We start from the raw sequence: 18,479 nt of genomic DNA on the forward strand, positions 1-18,479 counted from the left end.
CGCCGGACGCGGGGGCGCCGGGTTTCTCGCCGTCACGCAAACGCGTAGCTGGTCATCGATATAGAGCCGAGGTTGCGAACGTCATTGAAGACCTCGGGCTTCTCGCCCTCGGAGGCGCCAAGGACCGTAAGCAGCGGCAGGTAGTGGTCGGGCGTGGGCACGGCGTAGGACGCATGCGGTAGTCGCTCGTAGGCGATGGCCTTCTCGTCATCGCGCGCCTCTACCGCGGCGCGCACCGCGGCGTCAAACTCGATGCAGGCAGGCGTGCCCGCAGGGTTATCCCAGTCGGCCTCGCGCAGGTTGTGCACAACGTTGCCACTTCCCAGCAAGCACCACGAACCCCTCGTCGCGCAGAGGTGCAAGGCGACGCCCCAGGTCATAGGCGTAGCGGGCGTCTGCCAGGCCGTTCACCGAGAGCTCCACCACAGGCACGTTGGCCTTGGGGAGCATATGGTGGAGCGGAGTCCAAACGCCGTGGTCGATGCCTCAGGTGTCGTCCACTTCCACGTCGCTGCCCAAGAGCTGCCTCACACGAGCGGTGAGCTCGGCGCTGCCGGCAGGGCGATACTTGATCGCGTAGAGCTCCGGTGGGAAACTGTACATGTCGTTCACCTGACGCGGCGTGGGGTCGCTCTGCACGAGCGTTCCTCGCGTGAACCAGTGGGCCGAGACGGCGAGAATCGCGCGCGGCTCGTCTGCCAGGATTTTCTCGCCTATCGCGCGCAGACCGTGCGCCACCTCGTCGTCGCGGAGCGCCATCATGGGATCGCCGTGGCCGACAAACACCGCCATCTGCCTTGTATTTGCCATCTTGTCCTCCACTGCTGAGATTGTCCGTTATTGCTACTTGGTACTTGTTTTGTACCTATCGTCTGCGCTCTATTCTACACAGCGCGAAATGCCATGCAATAGGTATCTTTTAAGGTACCGAAGATAGCCGGGGCAGGAGGCGCCGTTACCCCGGCGGTCCAGGCATCCCCGACGGTGCCGGCCGCCCCGGCGCCGAACCCCCCTTCCCGGAGAATATCGCTATTTCTTAATCCTCCCCGACGTTTTCCCAGTTGGCCCACAGCCGTTTTAAGAAATAGCGATATTCTCTGCGGGTTAAGTCGCTGAGGGCCGCGGCGGCATCAACCTCAGCTGCAACGGCATCGACGACGGTAACCGCGACGGCATCGTCGCCAGCGCAATCAACCCCTCTAGCTGCGCTAGTCAGGCGCTCTTCTCGGCACTACAATTGTCTCCGCCATATACCCCACCCCCGTACGGAGGCACCAATGAGAGACATCCAGGGCTCGTGCAAGGTTGCCGTGGCACAGTCGCGGCCTCAGCCGTTCGACCGCGATGCCTGCCTGGCCGGGGCACTTGACGCCATCCACCGCGTGGCGGAGGAGCGCCCAAGCGACCTCGTTGTGCTGCCGGAGCTCCTCATTCCCGGCTACCCTCACGGTCTGACCTTTGGCTTTGTGGTAGGCGCCCGCGAAAGCGGCAGCAAGGAGCTGTGGAAGCGCTACTACGACGGTTCGGTTGTGGTAGGCGGCCCGGAGACCGAGGCCATAGCAGCCGCGGCGAGAGAAACGGGTGCCTGGGTGAGCGTGGGCGTTTCCGAGCGCGACGCCACCTCGGGCACGCTCTACAACACCAACCTGGTCTTTGCGCCCGACGGCCACCTTGACACCTGGCACCGCAAGCTCAAGCCCACCGGCGCCGAGCGCCTGGTGTGGGGAGACGCGCAAGACCACTACTTCCCTGTGAGCCAAACGCCGTGGGCCCCATGGGCACCCTCATCTGCTGGGAGAACTACATGCCGCTGGCGCGTGCGGCGCTCTACCAGAAGGGCGTGGCCATCTACCTTGCCCCCAACACCAACGGCAACCCCGAATGGCAGGCAACGGTCGAGCACATCGCCATTGAGGGTCGCTGCTTTGTGGTGAACTGCGCCCCCCACCTGCTGCGCGACGATTATCCGGCAGATCTTCTCGCCTCGCCCGAAGTGGCGCTCCTGCCCGAGGTGGTGTATCGCGGAGGCTCGAGCGTAGTCGACCCGTTTGGCCACCCCGTACCTGGAGGGGAGCCGCTCTGGGACACCGACGGCATTCTCTACGCCACGCTCGACATGCAGCAGGTACCTGCGTCGAAGTGGGAGTTCGACCCCGTGGGGCACTACGCGCGCCCCGACGCCGTGCGACTAGAGGTGAACGACATCTAGCCGCACGCCGTCGGGGCGCCCTAGCCCCGGTAGTAGTACACCGCAATCTGCGTGCGGTTGCGCAGCCCCAGCTTCGCGAGGATCGACGAGATGTGGTTACGCACCGTCCCCTCGCTCATGTAGAGCGCAGCGGCAACCTCCACGTTGCTCATCCCGTCGGCAATGGCGCGCACCACCTCGCGCTCGCGCTCGGTGAGGCCGCGCATCTCGGGCTCCTCTCGCTGCGGCCGCACGCAGTCGGCCGAGAGCGCCGCCGCCCGTGCCAGCACCTCGCCCTCAAGCACGCTCTGCCCAGCCATCACGGACCGCAGCGCCGGCGCGATCGTTCCCACGTCCTGCTTGATGAGGTAGCCGCGAGCGCCCAGCCGCAGCGCCCGCACAATGTAGTCGTCGTCGGAGAAGGTGGTGAGAAAGACCACCCGCGCCGCGGGATTGGCGGCCAGAATCTTCTCGGCAGCGCTCAGGCCGTCTACGCCAGGCATCTGGATGTCCATGAGCACCACGTCGGGCTCGCACATCGAGAAAAGCGAGACGGCCTCCTCCCCGCTTGTCCCCGTGCCCGCAACCTCTATGTCCGGCTCCGCGCCAAGGATGGTCGAGAGCGAGCGCACCACAATGGCGTCGTCGTCCACCACGATGACCCTCATGCCTGCCCCTTCCTGGGAATCGACGCAAACACCGAGAAGCGCCGCCCGTCCGACTTCACCAGTAGCGTACCGCCAAGCCCCTCCACGCGCTCGCGCATACCGCGCAGGCCCATGCCGCGCCCCTCGAGGCCGGTCACGTCTGCGGGCACGTCACCGTCGTTCTCGACGCGCAGCTGCCAGATGCCGGGAAACCCCGTGACGTGCACCGTCGCGTGCGCGGCGTGCGCATGGCGAGCCGCGTTCGTGAGCGCCTCGCGCGTCACGGCAACCAGGCAGCGGCTCACCTCGGCGGGCGGCGCGCCTTCAAGGCCACAGTCCACATCCACGTGCGTAATGCCGCTCTGGCCGGCAAGCCGGTTGAGCTCAACACCCACGTCAAGAGTGGAGTCCTCCAGTGCATGGACACTCGTGCGCATGGAGGTAAGCGCCTCGCCCAGGCCGTCCGAAAGCTCGCCAAGCTCCTCGACGGCGGAAGGTTCGTCGCGGTGCACCACCTTCAGAGCCTCCACCTCGAGCACCAGCCGGGTGAGCTGGTGGCCCACGGAGTCGTGGATCTCTCGCGCGATGCGCGTCCGCTCGGCCAGCGCGGCGGCATGGGACTCGTACACGCGCGCGTCCTCTAGCTCGCGGTTCTTCTCGCGCAGGTCGATGACCTTGTCCTGAAGGTCGTCCTGCAGGGCGTGGAGCTGGCGCCCCAGCCCAACGGCGCGCCCGCAGCGCCACGAGAGCGCCATCGAGCACGCAACCAGGGCGAGAAGGACCCCCGCCGTGGTCGCGGGCACACCGGCCGCCCACGCCCACCCAACGCAGCACGGCGCCACCGCCAACGCCCAGCGTGAGCGAACGCGGGGCAGGTCGTAGCAAGTAAGCGGCAGCGCCACCCACGCCCCCGGCACCAGCGCCGCCAGCGCGCACGCCACGCAGCACGCGGCCTCGGCAACAGCCGGCCGGCGGCCGCGCGCAAGCTCAAAGCAGGCGCTCGCGCCCAGGGCGACAAGCAGCGCCACCACGCGCACGGCATCCACCGAGCCTGCCAGCACCACAAGTGCCAGACAGGCGAGAAGCACCACGCACTTGTCGGCAATTCTCTCCATGGCCGCAATTATACGGACGCCAGACGCACAGCCTCGGCTCTTGCCCCCAGCCGGCCAAACCCATGACATTTGTCACGCCCCACCGGCGCAACCGGTGACGTCGCTCACTTCCCACGCGCCGCCCGCTACGCGACACTTTCACCAGAGCAGACGAGAGGAGCCGGCATGGCGTCTAACGAGGCGGTCGTTCGCATTCGCAACCTGGTCAAGCGCTACGGGGAGCTGGTGGCGGTGGACCACCTGTCGCTGGACATCGCTCCCGGCGAGGTCTTTGGGCTTCTCGGCCCCAACGGCTCGGGCAAGACCACGACCATCAACTGCATCCTGCAGCTCCTCTCGTACGACCACGGAGAGATCGAGCTCTTTGGCCAGCCCATGCGCCCCACCAGCTACCAGCTCAAACGCCGCATTGGCGTGGTTCCGCAGGAGGTCGCCGTCTTCGACGAGCTCACCGTGCGCGAGAACGTGGACAGCTTCTGCGCGCTCTACGTGAGAGACCGCGCGCGCCGCCGCGAGCTGGTCGACGCGGCCATCGACTTTGTGGGGCTCCAGAAATTCGAGGGCTTCCGCCCAAAGAAGCTCTCCGGCGGCCTGCTTAGGCGCCTCAACATTGCCTGTGGCATCGCGCACCGGCCCGAGCTCATCATCATGGACGAGCCCACCGTGGCCGTAGACCCGCAGAGCCGCGAGTCGATCCTCTCGGGCATCGAGCGCCTGAACGCCGAGGGCGCCACCGTGATCTACACCTCGCACTACATGGAGGAGGTCGAGCGGCTCTGCTCGCGCATCATGATCATGGACCACGGCCGCAGCGCTGCCAGCGGCACCGCCGACGAGCTCAAGGGCATGATCGGCACGGGCGAGAAGGTCTCCGTCGAGGTGGGCGAGATGGACGAGGCGACCCTCGAGCGCGTGCGGTCCCTCCCCCACGTGCGCTTCGCCGAGGTGGACGCGGGCATTCTGCGCGTGCAGTGTGCCTCGGGCGCGCACAACCTGGCAGACGTTCTGGGCGTGCTGGCGGAGAACGACCTCTCATACGGGCGCGTGCTTTCCGAGCCGCCCACCTTGAACGACGTCTTCCTCGAGATCACCGGTCGCGCCCTGCGCGACGAGGCATAAGGGGGCAGCGATGCTCGCCAGCCTAAAGAACTGCGTGCTCTCGCTTGCGCGCGACAAGGCCCTTCTCGTGTGGGCGCTGGCCTTTCCCGTGATCATGACCTTCATCTTCATGGGCATGTTCTCCGGGATCCAGGACGCCTACACCACCGTGGGCTCCACGCTGGGCGTGGTGCGCGACAAGAACTATTCGGCCGCCCTGAGCCTGGACGAGACGATCCAGGCCATCTCGGACCCTGCGTCGAGCGACCGCATCTGCGACGTGGCCTACTACGAAAGCGCCGCAGACGCCGAAGCCGCCGCTAACGCGGCCGAGGTAGACGCCTATCTCACCGTAGACGTAGACGGCACGCCGCAGCTCCATGTGACCAACGCGAGCCTCTCTGAGAACGGCACTCTCCCCACATCGGTTCTTGCCGAGGTACTGGACACCTACCAGCACACACGTGCGGCGGTCGAGAAGGTCGCAGCCACGCGGCCGGAGCTTCTCGCCACGGGCGAGGCCATCGGCGCCTTCACCAAGAGCGCCGTCCAGACGGTGCGGCTCACGGCAACCAAGAACCCGCCCAGCCCCGACGCGCGCTACTACTACGCGCTTCTCGCTATGGCCGCGGGCATGGGGGCAACCGCCGCCATGGAGTCGGTGCGGAGGCTCCTTCCAACCGCAGGCCCGTTGGGAGCCCGGCAGTCGCTGGCCGCCGTGCCCCGCTGGCGCATGCTTGTGGGCGCGCTTCTCGGCGCATGGCTCTGCGAGTTTGCGTGCCTTCTGGTGGCAGTCCTCTTCATGCGGGGCGTGGCGGGCGTCTCGTTTGGAAGCGACACCCACGGCGTGGTGGTTGCCCTTGCCGCGTCCTCGCTCATGGCATGCGCAGCGGGCGCCCTCTGCGGGACCGTCCCGCGCATGGAGACGGGCATGATATCCGGCATAACCTGCCTGCTCTCGCTCTTCACGGGCCTATACGGCACGTCCTCGCAGCAGCTCGCGGACGCGATCGAGGCCGCGGCACCGGCCCTCGCGCACGCAAACCCCCTCTGGCAGACAACCAACAGCTTCTACGCACTGCTCTACTACGACACTCCCGACGCCTTTCTCGAGAGCGTTGCCGCGCTGCTGATAATGGCGCTCGCGTTTCTCGCCCTGGCGTCTTTCCGCATGAGGAGGACCTCGTATGACCACCTTTAGGACCTACCTCAAGATCTTTCTCTCCCACCGGGTCTACATAGCCATCTACCTGGTCATGCTTTCGCTCGTCGGCGTGATCATCGGGCTCTCCTCGTACTCCGGGACTGCGGGCGAGTTCCAGGTTGCGCCCGCAAACGTTGCCGTGATCGACCGCGACGGCTCCGAGCTCTCCGCCGCGCTCGCACAGCATGTGCTTCAGGGCAACAACCAAGTGCAGGTGACGGACGAGAAGCGCGCCATCCAAGACGCAGTGGCACGCGACCAGGTGAGCTACCTGCTCGTTATTCCCGAGGGCTGGGGCGAGGAGCTGATGGACGCCGCGCGGCGGGGCACGCAGGCGCCCGACCTCGAGACCTATGTGTCGTACTACTCTGGCATGGGGCGCCTGCTAGACATCGAGGTCACCGGCTACGCCGACGGACTCTACGGCATGGCGGCAACGCTGGGCGGCAGCGCTGCAAACGTGATTGCCGCCACGGACGCCGCATGGGAGGGATCCACCCAGGTGAGCATGGTCGAGCAGGCCGCGTCGCCCTTGCCCACGAGCATCGTCACAGCGGCGGAGTTTGCCTCGTATCCCATCTTCTCGAGCGCGATGGTCTGCATTGCGGTGCTCATGTCCTCCGTGGGACGCAGGCCTGTGCGAGACCGCAGGCTTGCCTCGCCCGAGCCGGCCCGCGCGCGCAACCTGGCGCTGTTTGGTGCCTGCGTAGTGATTGCCCTCATCGCCTGGGCGTGGAACTTTGGGCTTGAGGTCGCGGTGCTGGGCGGCTCTGCGCTGACAAGCTCGCCCGTGCAGCTGGCGCTTGTGGGGGCGGCACTTCTCGTCTACGCGCTGGTGTCGGCGAGCATCGGCTTTCTTGCGGGGCAGCTTGGCGTGAGCGAGAACGCCGCCAACGCGCTGGCGAACATCCTGGGCATGGTGATGTCGTTTCTCGGCGGGGCGTGGACGGGTCTCTCGCTGCTGCCCGACGGGCTTCTCGCCGTGGCACACTTCACGCCGGCGTACTGGGCGACGCTGGTGATCGATGGCGCGGCGGGCATGGGCGAGGTGAGTGGCGCGACCGTGATGCCGCTTGTGGGGGACCTTGGCGTCTGCACCCTGTTTGGCGTGGCCGCCGTCCTAGTTGGCCTGGCTCTGGGACGGGATTCAGTTACCAGGTAACGGGATTCCATTACCAGGTAAATCAATCCCGCGGCGGGCTAGAACGTGACGTTGCCAAACTCCGAGAGACGCAGGCCGGGGTTGTGCTCGATGGCCCAATCCAGATTCCAGTCGCTCGTGAACAGCAGCAGGCGGCCGCCGCGCATGTCCTCCACGCGGCAGGTCTCGCGCGTGAGCTTGAGTGTGCGCACGTCCAGCTCCTCAGGCGAGTTCTGGATCCAGCGGATGATCGAGTACGGCAATGACGTCCTGCTCACCTCGACGTGATACTCGCTCCTAAGGCGCTGCTCCAGCACCTCAAACTGCAGCACGCCCACGGCGCCCACAATCACGCTCTCCAGACCGGTGCCCAGTTCGCGGAAGATTTGAATCGCGCCCTCCTGCGCCAGCTCCTCCATGCCCTTCACGAACTGCTTGCGCTTGAGGGTGTCCACCTGCGTGATGCGCGCAAAGTGCTCGGGCGCGAAGGTGGGGATGGGCGGGTACTGCACGCGCATGCCCGGCGCGCAGATGGTGTCGCCAATCGAGAAGAGGCCCGGGTCGAAGAGGCCCACGATGTCGCCTGCGTAGGCCTCGTCCACGGTGGCGCGGTCGTCAGCCATCATCGCCGTACCGGTTGCAAGCTTGATGGTGCGGTCGCCCTGCACGTGGTAGGCGTCCATGCCGCGCTCGAACTTCCCCGAGCAGATGCGCACAAACGCGATGCGGTCGCGGTGGCGGCGGTCCATGTTGGCCTGGATCTTGAAGACAAAGCCCGAGAACTCGTCGCGCGAGGGCTCCACCGGCTCGTCGCTCAGCGTGTCGGTGTAGGAGAGCGGCGGCGGGGCCAGGCGCAGGAAGTCCTTGAGGAACGGCTCAACGCCAAAGTTGGTGAGGGCCGAGCCAAAGAACACCGGGGTCAGGCGCCCGTGGCGAACGGCGTCGAGGTCAAACTCGTTATCCGCGCCATCGAGCAGCTCGATGTCATCCATCAGGTTCTTGTGGTTCTCCTCGCCGATAAGCTCGTCCAGCGCGGGGTCGCCCAGCTCGGCCTCGATCTCGCCTACCTTCTTGGTGGCATTTGCGTGGCCATCGCCCTCGAAGGCAATAACGCGGCGAGAATTGCGGTCAAAGACGCCCTTGAAGTTGCGGCCAGAGCCAATGGGCCAGGTCATGGGGTAGGTGCCAATCCCCAGGACGTCCTCGATCTCCTCCATGAGATCGAAGGGGTCGCGTGTGTCGTGGTCGAGCTTGTTCACAAAAGTGAAGATGGGGATGTGGCGCAGCGTGCAAACCTTGAAGAGCTTGATGGTCTGGGCCTCGACGCCCTTCGCGCCATCGATGACCATAACCGCCGCGTCCGCCGCCATGAGCGTGCGGTAGGTGTCCTCGGAGAAGTCCTGGTGGCCAGGGGTGTCGAGGATGTTCACGCAGGCGCCGTCGTAGGTGAACTGCAGGACGGAGGAGGTCACGGAGATGCCGCGCTCCTTCTCGATGTCCATCCAGTCAGAGACCGCGTGGCGCGCGCTGGCCTTGCCCTTGACCGAGCCGGCCGTCTGGATGCTGCCGGTGTAGAGCAGGAGCTTCTCGGTGAGCGTTGTCTTGCCGGCGTCCGGGTGCGAGATTATGGCAAAGGTGCGCCGCGAGGCCACCTGTTTCGCAATGCTAGGCATGTGCTTCCCATCTTGTTTCTATGCAACTGACCTCGCGTATTGTAGCTAACACAGGGCCATGCGGTGGGCATTGCACAAAATGCCGAGACGGGCGAGCTCGCTAACGGAAGCGAATCGACGTTCACCTCCTATGTTGGTGGATACGAGAAGCGAATGCGGAGGCACCCCATGCGGCAAGACCCCGGGGAGCTCAATTGCGCCCGTCGTGCCATACTGGGGGCAAAGGCCAAGGAGGCGCGCATGACGAGAAGTACGAAGATTGCGGACACCACGCGCGAGGAGCGCATCCATATCGTAGCCGAGGCGCTTGCCTGGGGCGACGACTGCGGGGACTGCTCGCTTGACGCCTGCGGCATCGACAAGTTCTACCAGCCCTACATTGACGGCGAGCTTGAGCTGGCGGAGCTCAACATGGCCCGAGCAAGCACGACCTACGTGCTTGGCGACGCGAACCGCGGAGAGCGTGGCACCAGCTGCGTCATGTAGGGCAAACGGCACGCGACGCCAAACGAGGAGAGCAAACATGGAGCCAAGCGAGGCGCAGCGACAGTCCGTCGCGATTCGCGCACGCCATCACGAGCTTGAACGTCAGATCCACGGTTCCGAGTGGACAGCCGAGGAGGACGCGCTTGCCTTTCTCACCGACGCGGGCCTGGTAGGGCGACTGATTATGGACGAGGAGGGCCGCTGGCCCTCGTCCGGCGACGTCACCCTGCCCGCGAAGGTCGGCGAGTGCGTGTGGTGGCTCGCGGTCCTGGCGGAGCGCACGGGGCTGAGCCTCGACGAGTGCGTGGCAGAGTTCCTTGCCGAGAGGCAGCGCAGCCTAGGCATTGAGGATGCGTCATAGCGCAGCTTGCGGAGGGCGGTTCCCATGCAGTGGGTCGAGGACAGGCTGCGCGAGCTAGCCGACAAGGACGGACAGTACCGGGAGTTCAACGCCCGAGTAGTTGCAACGGCGGACCCTGCCACCATGCTGGGCGTCCGGGTGCCCAAGCTACGCCGTCTTGCGCGGGAGGTCTCTCGCTCGGGTGACCGTGACGCGTTTCTCGCCGAGCTGCCCCACCGCTGGTACGAGGGGTACCTGGTGCACGCCTTCGTGCTTAACGAGACGAGCGAGGTCGCCGACGCGGTGCGCCTGTTGGACGCGCTTCTCCCCTTTGTGGACAACTGGTGCGTGTGCGACGCGCTTAACCCGCGCGCGTTCCACAACGAAAAGGCCCTGGGCGGGCAACAGCAAGAGGTGCTTTTGCCTCTCGCCCAGCGTTGGATGGCCTCGGAACACACCTTCACCAGGCGCTTTGGCGTATCGATCCTCATGCGCGACCTTCTCGGCGAGGGTTTTCACCCCTCGCAGCTGCACCTGGCCGTGGCCGCGGACAACGGCGAGTACTACGTGCGCATGATGATCGCCTGGTACCTGACGGAGGCGCTCGTTCCCCATGAGGAGGACGCCCTGGAGGCCATTGCGTCGTCCGAGCTTGACCCGCAGCTTCGGCGCATGGCCATCCGCAAGGGAATCGAGAGCCTGCGTGTGCCCGCAGAGACCAAGGACGCGCTGCGCCGCCTGCGGAGGTAGGTGCGGTATCTGCGCCGCCTGCGAACCGCGGAGAATATCGCTCTCTCTTAAAACTGGCACACCTCAACTGGGAAAACGCTGCAGCCGTTTCAGAGATAGCGATATTCTCCGACTCTTGCCAGGGATGGGTCTGGCCCTCCCTGCCATTTTCCAGTGGATGAACCCGGCTCCCCGTAGGCTTTCCCGGACTTCCGGCGTGACCTCGTGTTCAAAAGTTGCGGTTGACGGCCTTTTTCGGAGGTTCCGCTTAGTATCACCCCACAGGTGCCATTTCGCTACCTGCGGCTCCGCAAAAAGTTAGTGTCTTCGTACTCGTCGATTCGCCCAAAATGGGCCGTCAACCGCAAATTTTGGGCAGAGCCGCACAATTCGCGAAGGAGCGACGCCGTAGGGCCACTTTTCTACGTACTAGCCGCGAACACCGCACCTCTGGCGCCAGCAAACAGCCCCGGGCCGCACGGACCCGGGGCCAACCCCCAACGCAAGCACGCGGCGAACGCACACTAGAAGACAAACGGATACTCGCCCAGCGTGTCATACGTATCGTCATCGTAGACCTCGATGACGCCCTCGACGTTCACCAGCTGGTCAAGGCTCGCAACGTCATCGTCGCTAAACCACATGAAGCACTCGACGTACTTCCCGGGCTGAATTGTTTCTACCAGCAGGGGATCCACCATCTTGCCGTCAACCGAGAACGTTCCGTACTGGGCGATGGCGGTGACGGACTTGTCGGACTTGTTCGTAATCTTGAGCGTGTAACCAGGGTCACCGGCCCAGTCGGCCTTCTTGTCAACGACCTCGATGGAGCAGATGTCATCATCGGCGATGGTCTGACCGATGGGAGTTACGGTCTCTTCGCCAGTGTCAGTCGACGTTGTCCCAGCGTCCGTTCCCTTTGCGGTCCCGGTATCGGTACCGGCATCGGTCCCGGTCCCCGCCGTTCCCGTAGCCGTATCGGTACCGCTAGACGCCGCACCGCTCGAGCCGCTTGTGGACACCGTTCCCTTCTCGAACATCATCTTGGTACCGTCCTGCTCCAGGGTCAGGACGCCATTGTCGAGCTTGGCAGGAACGCTCTGCCCCTCGACGGTGAACGTGGCCTCGGAAGCGCTCTTCGCCTCCCACGTACCAGACATCTCCTCGCCCATGACGTTGAGCGAGAAGGACTTATCCTCCTTGACACTCAGCGTGATGGCCAGCCCCATGTCTTCCATGAGTTTGAGGTCCTCGGCACTGGTTGCCTCGCCGTTCTCCTCCATGCCCGTAAGCTTCCAGTCACCTACGTAGTTCTTTGCCGCGTCTCCGCCTCCGCCACACCCCGCCAGCACTAGACACAGCGCAAACACCGACGCCAGCATTGCCACCCATTTCTTTCCGATACTCACTCTCACCACTTCCTTTCTGCTCTCCAATGGCACCGCACTCATACCGCCACCCAAGCAACCGCTATGCGCCCATGGCTCCGCCGCAGTACTCACAGCGCCCGTTGGCATCTGGAATGGTCGTCGCACCGCAGAACGGGCAGGTACGCGCCGTCTTTGGCGCTGAGGCGGCGGCTACCTTCTCGCGCTCGCTCTCGCGCAGCTGCGTGAGGGCATCGCGAATCTCGCCCGCCTGCCGCTCGGCCTCGCGGAACTCCACCGAGTTGCGCTCCTCAATCCGGTAGTCGTTCACCTTGAACGTGATCGAGTCGTAGTAGGGAACGTTCACGTGAATGGTCACGTAGACGTCGTAGTCGATGTCGTAGCGAGGCGGTTCGTAGCTGTGCTGCTCGCCGTCCTTGTCCTTCCAGTAAAGCTCGGTGCGACTCTCGCGCGTCTCGGTGTCGCAACCCGTGACCTGCGAGAAGTCTAGCACGTCCGGGTTGGCGTCACGCCAGCGCGAGACCGAGGTCACCAGGAATCGCCCGGCGTCCTCATCCAGGAGCACCTTGGTGTCGCAGCCCAGCGTGCGCGTGACGTTGAAGGCGTCCACGCGTGCCTTGTTGGCCTCGCGCCAGTCGAGCTGCTCGCGAATCTGGTCGACCGTTGAACTTCGCCTGTCACTGAAGAACGGCGAGAGCTTCTTGGCACACTCCTTGCAGAGGTTGCCGTCCTCGAGCTTGCGGTTGCCGAGAAGCCCAATCTCGCCGCCACAGATGCTGCAGATCTTCTTTTCGAACATCTTTCCGAACAGTCCCATGGTCGCCTCTCCTTTCCATCACTCACGATTGCCTGCGTCCCCAACACTCGTCACCACAAATTGTTTCGCGAGCCCTTCGCGCACAGAAGTGCCCCGCGGCCCATCCAAGGCCACGGGGCATGATGCGACGTCCAAAATGAGACAAAGGGACTGTCCCTTTGTCTCACATCCCGGGGACGATGAGACCGTTGGAGACGGCGTGGACTGCCAGGCGCAGGATGTTGTCGTAGCCGGTCTTGGCGAGAATCTCGGAGATGTGTCGCTTGACCGTTCCCTCGCTCAAGTAGAGTTCCTGGGCGATCTCTTTTCTCGTCTTTGACTCGCACACAAGGCGCAGAATGTCTATCTCCACCGGCGTGAGATCTACGCCGTCGGGGATGATGCCCCGCTTCGCCAGGGGAAATGTGGAGTACCCCTCCATGGTCGAGCGAATGATACCAAGGAGCTCGTTCGTCCCCACGTTCTTGTAGACAAAGCTGTCCACGCCCGCCTCGCGGGCCCGCTCGACAAACGTAATCTCGGGAAGCCCCGTCATCACAACCACCCGAACGTCAGGCAACTCCTCCTTGATGAGGCGCGCCGCCACGATGCCACTCGAATCGTTCTCGGTGCACACGTCGAGAAGCGCACAGGTAGCGTCGGTGCGTCGCGTTGCCTCGAGGGCATCCGCGGCATCGGCGAGAGACGCCACAACCTCCATGTCCTGCTGCGCGCTGATGGTGCAGGCAAGTGAGTCCCGAAGCATTGCCTGGTCCTCTACAAGCACGATGCGAATCATGCGCGCCCCCTCTCATCCTGGGTTTCTGGGGTGAATGCCTGGTCCTCTGAGCCGAGCGCGCCGGCCCACGCCTCCGATACCGTGCCATCTTCACTCGCCGGCAACACGACCTCGACGGAGAAGGGTGGCCCAGCGCTCACGTCAAACGAGGCGCCCACGGCCGCGGCAATCCGCCGCATGCCGGGAATGCCCGTGCCCTCGACAATTTCCTCTGGCACACAGCCGTCGTTGGTCACACTCAGCGCCACCGCACCGCCAGGGCCTCGACAGACTCTCACGTCCACGCGGCGCGCCTGGGCGTGCTTCGCGGCGTTGGTCACCGCCTCGAGGACTATCTCCGCAAACGCGCGGGCCACCGTCTCGTCCGACGGAAGCTCGCCCACCACCCGAACCTCCACGCCCACAAGTGAGAAGGCGCTGCAGATGGACTCCAGGCCAGCACTTGCGGCAGGCAGGTCCGTCTCGGCAAGGTCATCCACGATGCTGTTGAGAAGCCCCGTGACCTGCTTAAGCGTCCGCGGGCCGTCGCGGTCGTCTTCCAGGAAGCGATGGAGTATCGAGAGGCGCGAGCCGATGGTGTCGTGCACGCGCGCCTTCATGCGCATGATTGCCTCGGCCTCGGCCACCTTGCGGACCTGCTGCATCGACGCGCGCAGCTCCTCGTTCGCCGCCTCCAGGAGCCGGTTGACGCTCTCCAGACGCGCGTTGATCGCCACCTCTTCGGTCACGTCGAGCGCCATGATGCGTCTGCAGCGACGCTTTCGCAGCACCACCGTATCGTGCACAAAGAGGCGGGCCGTCTGAGAGCCAGTCTCAATGATCAGGCGGTCATGGTCCACCTCCCTGGCATGGGACTCGAGCCGCTCCCACAGTCCACGGGCGTCCGCAAGGTCCGTCGCAAGGCCCAACGACGTGAGGCTCCCACGCATGGCGTCGTTCATGAAGAGAACCTCGCCGCGCTCGCTTACCCACATCACGCCCTCGGGCAGGGCGTCCAGGGCATCTACGAGCGAGAGACGCGAGACCAAGGTCTTGCTGTCGCGAACGTCAAGTGCCAGCGATGAAAAGACGCGCGCCGCGAAGAACGAGACGTCTGCAATCAGGAGCAGCGAGGAGCCCTCCCCCATTGCCGCGATGACCGGCGGTGTACAGCAGGCGAGAAGCGCCACCTCCGCCGCCATCCAGGGACGACGCAGGCGAATGGCGCACACGCCTCCCAGCACGGCGGTAAGGGCGTTTGCCCAGAGCAGCACCTCCACGCCAAGGAGCACGGGATGCAGCCACAGAAGGATGGCACCTTGGTTCTCCAGCGCTGAATTCGACACAGCGCAGACAAAGAGCAGGTGGATGGCGAGCATGACCTCATACCAAACGCGAAGCCAACGAAATCTGCCATCCTGTTGTACCGAGGCATAGCACGCGTGGACGGTCTGACCAGCGGTGAGAAGGTAGGAGATCCCACAGATAACCATGAGCGTCGAGGCCCTCATCGAGAAGAGATGGTTCACTTGTCCCCGCCTCCTCCCCGCGCAGCATCTCCCACAGGCATGCGAATCGCTGCGTTGAGCGAGGTTGGGGACAGCTCGAGGGAGAGGGTGCCGCGGGAACCCTTGAGGTCTTCTCGCAGGCTCGCCGCTGCGGCCTCCAGACGCGCCGCGTCCATCTGTGCCACGTCCAGCGCCGCCCGCATCTCAACGTGCCTCTCGTCACCGCTCACAAAGAGCATGAGGATCGGGTCGACAGCAAAGAGCGCAACGGAGGCCACGTCGTACAGGCAGTCGTAGAGCACGCTCACCACCGCGGAGGGAAGCTCGCCATCCAAGTTCACCACTGCCGCACAGTCAACGCCAATGGAGCGCAGGTCAGATGCCGTCTCGTTAAAGACGAGCTGCAGGCGGTCGCGGTCGAACTCGGGATCGCTCCTCTCGGAGAGGACCAGGGCGCCCTTGCGCTTGCAATAGGCCACGAGGAGCTTGACCTCGGTGAGCATGTCCCGCCTTTGCGCACGCTCACCCGCCTCGCTCCCCTTTGGCAGCGCAGCGAGAAGCTCGCGCATGTGGCTCACCTTGTCCGAGATGGACCCTTCAATACTGCTGAGCAGGCGTTCCTCGCTCTCGAGGCGCCACAGCTCGCGACGGACGCCGCTCTCGTGCCGAAGGACCTCGTTGCTTCTCCGCAGGCGCTCCTGACGCTCTGTAAGAACGCGGCGGCGCTCGTCCAAGAGGGTCACGTCCTCGGCGAGAAGCGCCGCCCCGCCACTCACCCCGTAGACCTTGAAGAGCGTGTGCGGAATGGCGGAGGTCCTGAACCTCGTGACCCTGTCGCGCGTCCGTGACCGGGCGACTCGTAACGTGAGATCGAAGACGGGAGCAGGCACCGGACCGGCCGAATTGGTGGCAAAGGCAACCGAGCCGTCTCTTTCGAGGACCTTGAGGTCGAGGGGCAGGCGCGAGAAGGCCTCACCATGCCACGAGTACGACGGCAGGAGGCCAAAGTCGAGCGCAAGCTCCAGAAGCGTCACCACTATGAGGGAGTAGTTGAGGGAGAAGTTCGTCTTGATGGCAAACTCGTGGCGCAGCGCGTACATGAGGCAGTAGGCAACAAAGGGAACTGCCGCCATGACGAGAAGCGCAATGACGCCGTGCAGCCTCCGACGCGACGCGGCCAAGAGAAGAGCAAAGAAGCCCATGTACTCCGCAACATAGACCGCCACCGCAAACCAGTAGCCCCAGTTGTAGACGTAGACCTCCTGCCAGTCTGGCCTCGAGATGTCAAAAGAGAAGACCTGCAGGTGCATGCCGTTGGTGAGCACCAAGGCAATGATTGCGGAGCTTGTCGCCCAGGCAACCCGTCGCAGGAATACAGCCCAGGGCCTGGCATCCAGAGCCGCCGCGCGCAGGGCGCACAGCAGGCAGAGCAACGGAATGAACGTCATGGGCACGTAGTAGAGGTACCAGAGAAAAGCAATGAGCTGAGGGCTATTGATGGGACACCGATACTTGATGAGCACGTCGAGCATCCATAGGCCAACGAGCAGCGCCACGCCCTTGAGGCGGTGGCGAATCTGCGCGTCCGAGCACCGCATGTGGACAGAGAAGCCCCAGAGCGCTGCTGCCGGAGCCATGAGAATCATGAATCCCGAGGTGGCAGATGGCCCCACGCCATAGGAATCCGGCGGTCGGAAGGGAGACCAGCGCAAGAGCATGGTGCTGCTCGGCTTGGGCGAGGGCATGCTGCCAAACACCTGCATGGCGAGGAGGGCCAGGCACAGGAGGACCCCTCCGGCGCATGCGCCGGCGATAACCTTTCGCGCAAACGTGTCATCAGACCTGCTCACGTGGGTGCCCCCTCCCACTCGCACCTCAATGGCGGCCCATAGCCCCATTCTAGTCGCGCCGGATACTGCGCTTTGGGTCGCGCGGCCAACGTTCGACAGACGTTTTGGGACGTTCGGTAATTCCGCCATCGGGGCATGCGAATCACCCTGATGGTGAGGGCGACCGTGCCCAACGGAAATAACGACGAAGGAGCGTGAACCATGGGACTTCTGAGAGCTGGAATGGGTGCCGTGGGCGGGGTTCTCGCCGACTCCTGGCGCGAATACTTCTACTGCGACTCGCTTGACGCGAATACCCTCGTGGTCAAGGGACGCAAGAGGGTTTCGGCGCAGGGACGCTCGTCGAACACACGCGGCGAGGACAACATCATCTCGAACGGATCCATCATCGCCGTGAACGAGGGTCAGTACATGATCATCGTGGAGCAGGGCGCGGTGGTCGAGGCATGCGGCGAGCCCGGCGAGTTTGTGTTCGACAGCTCCACGGAGCCAAGCCTTCTCTTTGGCGAGGGCGGCTCACTGGGCGAGAGGATACGGGCGTCGTTCGAGCGCGTGGGCACACGCTTCTCGTTTGGCGGTGACACGGGCAAGGACCAGCGCGTCTACTTCTTCAACGCCAAGGAGATTGTGGGCAACAAGTACGGGACAGCCGCTCCGGTGCCCTTCCGCGTGGTGGACAACAACATCGGGCTGGACGTTGACATCTCCGTGCGCTGCAACGGCGAGTACTCCTACCGAATAGTCGACCCGCTCATGTTCTACAAGAACGTGTCCGGCAACGTCGAGCAGCCCTATACGCGCGACAAAATCGACTCGCAGCTCAAAAGCGAACTGCTCACCGCGCTGCAGCCGGCGTTTGCGCGCATCTCGGCCATGGGCGTACGCTACTCGGCGGTGCCCGCGCACACGAAGGAGCTGGCTCAGGCCCTCAACGAGGAGCTCTCCGAGTCTTGGGGGCAGATGCGCGGCATCGAGGTGGCGGCGTTTGGCGTGAACTCCATTGTTGCCTCTCCCGAGGACGAGGCAATGATCAAGGAGCTGCAGAAGGCCGCAGTAATGCGCGATCCCACGATGGCAGCGGCAAACCTGGCGGCATCGCAGGCGGATGCCATGCGCATGGCGGCGTCCAACAGCGCCGGTGCGGCGATGGGGTTCATGGGCATGGGGATGGCCAACGCCATGGGCGGAGGCATGAACATGCAAGGGCTCTATGGTATGGGTGTCGGCGGCCGCGCCGCGGGAGGCGGTCCGTCGTCGGGTACGCCGAGCGGCGCAGCGGGCGCGGCATCGGCGGGTGGCGCGGGCACGGCGGGCGGCTCGGGGACCTGGACTTGCTCGTGCGGCGCCCAGAACACCGGTCGCTTCTGCGGCAACTGCGGAAGCCCCAGGCCCCAGCCGGCTGACGGGCCGTGGACCTGCTCGTGCGGCGCCCAGAACACCGGGCGCTTCTGCGGCAACTGCGGTAGCCCGCGCCCGTAAGCGACGCGCGGCATGCCACTTGCAACAACGAGCCCTCCGGCGCGTAAAAAACGCGGACC

Annotated in this window: 18 protein-coding genes and 1 pseudogene; 8 read left to right on the top strand and 11 right to left on the bottom strand. The window is 64.6% G+C overall.

The window, feature by feature from the left end; all coding sequences use genetic code 11:
- Positions 1–32: 32 nt before the first annotated feature.
- From NVS32_RS05585 to NVS32_RS11105, 3 genes are read right to left on the bottom strand one after another with little or no spacing between them, the layout of a single operon-like run.
- The gene (locus tag NVS32_RS05585) at positions 33–329 is read right to left on the bottom strand and encodes a dioxygenase family protein (RefSeq protein ID WP_258499085.1); all 297 of its coding nucleotides are present in this window, start codon (positions 327–329) and stop codon (positions 33–35) included.
- On the bottom strand, positions 277–450 hold the full coding sequence (locus tag NVS32_RS11100; protein WP_438273326.1) for a hypothetical protein: 174 nt from the start codon (positions 448–450) through the stop codon (positions 277–279). The genes NVS32_RS05585 and NVS32_RS11100 overlap by 53 nt, the downstream gene beginning before the upstream one ends.
- A 36-nt stretch (positions 451–486) precedes the next feature.
- Positions 487–810, bottom strand: coding sequence for a dioxygenase family protein (locus NVS32_RS11105; protein WP_438273327.1), 324 nt, complete (start codon positions 808–810; stop codon positions 487–489).
- 467 nt (positions 811–1,277) lie between these two features.
- On the opposite strand from NVS32_RS11105, the pseudogene NVS32_RS05595 reads away from it, so the two are divergent.
- Positions 1,278–2,209 (top strand): annotated as a pseudogene (locus NVS32_RS05595) (carbon-nitrogen hydrolase family protein).
- Between the two features lie 20 nt (positions 2,210–2,229).
- On the opposite strand, the gene NVS32_RS05600 reads toward NVS32_RS05595, so the two are convergent.
- Positions 2,230–2,856, bottom strand: coding sequence for a response regulator (locus tag NVS32_RS05600; RefSeq protein ID WP_258498995.1), 627 nt, complete (start codon positions 2,854–2,856; stop codon positions 2,230–2,232).
- On the bottom strand, positions 2,853–3,950 hold the full coding sequence (locus NVS32_RS05605) for a sensor histidine kinase (protein ID WP_258498996.1): 1,098 nt from the start codon (positions 3,948–3,950) through the stop codon (positions 2,853–2,855). The genes NVS32_RS05600 and NVS32_RS05605 overlap by 4 nt, the downstream gene beginning before the upstream one ends.
- Positions 3,951–4,115: 165 nt before the next feature.
- Here NVS32_RS05605 and NVS32_RS05610 point away from each other — a divergent pair, with 165 nt between their 5' ends.
- From NVS32_RS05610 to NVS32_RS05620, 3 genes are read left to right on the top strand one after another with little or no spacing between them, the layout of a single operon-like run.
- Positions 4,116–5,069: an ABC transporter ATP-binding protein gene (locus tag NVS32_RS05610; protein ID WP_258498997.1), complete on the top strand. Its 954-nt coding sequence runs from the start codon at positions 4,116–4,118 to the stop codon at positions 5,067–5,069.
- A gap of 10 nt (positions 5,070–5,079) precedes the next feature.
- Complete coding sequence (locus NVS32_RS05615; protein ID WP_258498998.1) at positions 5,080–6,249, top strand: ABC transporter permease; 1,170 nt, start codon at positions 5,080–5,082, stop codon at positions 6,247–6,249.
- Positions 6,236–7,414, top strand: a complete 1,179-nt coding sequence (locus NVS32_RS05620) for an ABC transporter permease (RefSeq protein ID WP_258498999.1) — start codon at positions 6,236–6,238, stop codon at positions 7,412–7,414. Before NVS32_RS05615 ends, NVS32_RS05620 begins: the two co-directional genes overlap by 14 nt.
- A gap of 38 nt (positions 7,415–7,452) precedes the next feature.
- On the opposite strand, the gene NVS32_RS05625 is transcribed toward NVS32_RS05620, so the two are convergent.
- Entirely contained in the window at positions 7,453–9,066 is a 1,614-nt protein-coding gene (locus tag NVS32_RS05625) for a peptide chain release factor 3 (protein ID WP_258499000.1), read from the bottom strand.
- Between the two features lie 240 nt (positions 9,067–9,306).
- On the opposite strand from NVS32_RS05625, the gene NVS32_RS05630 reads away from it, so the two are divergent.
- Genes NVS32_RS05630 through NVS32_RS05640 form a run of 3 tightly spaced genes read left to right on the top strand, consistent with a single transcriptional unit; the run spans position 9,307 to position 10,642 of the window.
- Positions 9,307–9,552 (top strand): hypothetical protein, encoded by a 246-nt coding sequence (locus NVS32_RS05630; protein ID WP_258499001.1) that lies wholly within the window; start codon positions 9,307–9,309, stop codon positions 9,550–9,552.
- A 37-nt stretch (positions 9,553–9,589) separates the two neighbouring features.
- Positions 9,590–9,913 (top strand): nucleoside triphosphate pyrophosphohydrolase family protein, encoded by a 324-nt coding sequence (locus NVS32_RS05635; RefSeq protein ID WP_258499002.1) that lies wholly within the window; start codon positions 9,590–9,592, stop codon positions 9,911–9,913.
- A 24-nt stretch (positions 9,914–9,937) separates the two neighbouring features.
- On the top strand, positions 9,938–10,642 hold the full coding sequence (locus tag NVS32_RS05640; protein WP_258499003.1) for a DNA alkylation repair protein: 705 nt from the start codon (positions 9,938–9,940) through the stop codon (positions 10,640–10,642).
- A gap of 503 nt (positions 10,643–11,145) precedes the next feature.
- Here NVS32_RS05640 and NVS32_RS05645 read toward each other — a convergent pair.
- The 5 genes from NVS32_RS05645 to NVS32_RS05665 form a co-directional block, all read right to left on the bottom strand.
- Positions 11,146–12,009 carry a hypothetical protein gene (locus tag NVS32_RS05645; RefSeq protein ID WP_258499004.1) on the bottom strand — a complete coding sequence of 288 codons (864 nt, stop codon included), beginning with the start codon at positions 12,007–12,009 and terminating at the stop codon, positions 11,146–11,148.
- Between the two features lie 82 nt (positions 12,010–12,091).
- A complete protein-coding gene (locus NVS32_RS05650; protein WP_258499005.1) occupies positions 12,092–12,826 on the bottom strand; it encodes a DUF4428 domain-containing protein in 735 nt (244 codons plus the stop codon).
- Between the two features lie 163 nt (positions 12,827–12,989).
- On the bottom strand, positions 12,990–13,604 hold the full coding sequence (locus tag NVS32_RS05655; protein WP_258499006.1) for a response regulator transcription factor: 615 nt from the start codon (positions 13,602–13,604) through the stop codon (positions 12,990–12,992).
- The gene (locus tag NVS32_RS05660; RefSeq protein ID WP_258499007.1) at positions 13,601–15,112 is read right to left on the bottom strand and encodes a sensor histidine kinase; all 1,512 of its coding nucleotides are present in this window, start codon (positions 15,110–15,112) and stop codon (positions 13,601–13,603) included. Before NVS32_RS05660 ends, NVS32_RS05655 begins: the two co-directional genes overlap by 4 nt.
- Positions 15,109–16,941 (bottom strand): hypothetical protein, encoded by a 1,833-nt coding sequence (locus NVS32_RS05665; protein WP_258499008.1) that lies wholly within the window; start codon positions 16,939–16,941, stop codon positions 15,109–15,111. The genes NVS32_RS05660 and NVS32_RS05665 overlap by 4 nt, the downstream gene beginning before the upstream one ends.
- A gap of 201 nt (positions 16,942–17,142) precedes the next feature.
- On the opposite strand from NVS32_RS05665, the gene NVS32_RS05670 reads away from it, so the two are divergent.
- Positions 17,143–18,420 (top strand): SPFH domain-containing protein, encoded by a 1,278-nt coding sequence (locus NVS32_RS05670; RefSeq protein WP_258499009.1) that lies wholly within the window; start codon positions 17,143–17,145, stop codon positions 18,418–18,420.
- The last annotated feature ends 59 nt before the right edge of the window (positions 18,421–18,479 follow it).

The organism is Tractidigestivibacter montrealensis, from assembly GCF_024741235.1.
Taxonomy (GTDB): Bacteria; Actinomycetota; Coriobacteriia; order Coriobacteriales; family Atopobiaceae; genus Tractidigestivibacter; species Tractidigestivibacter montrealensis.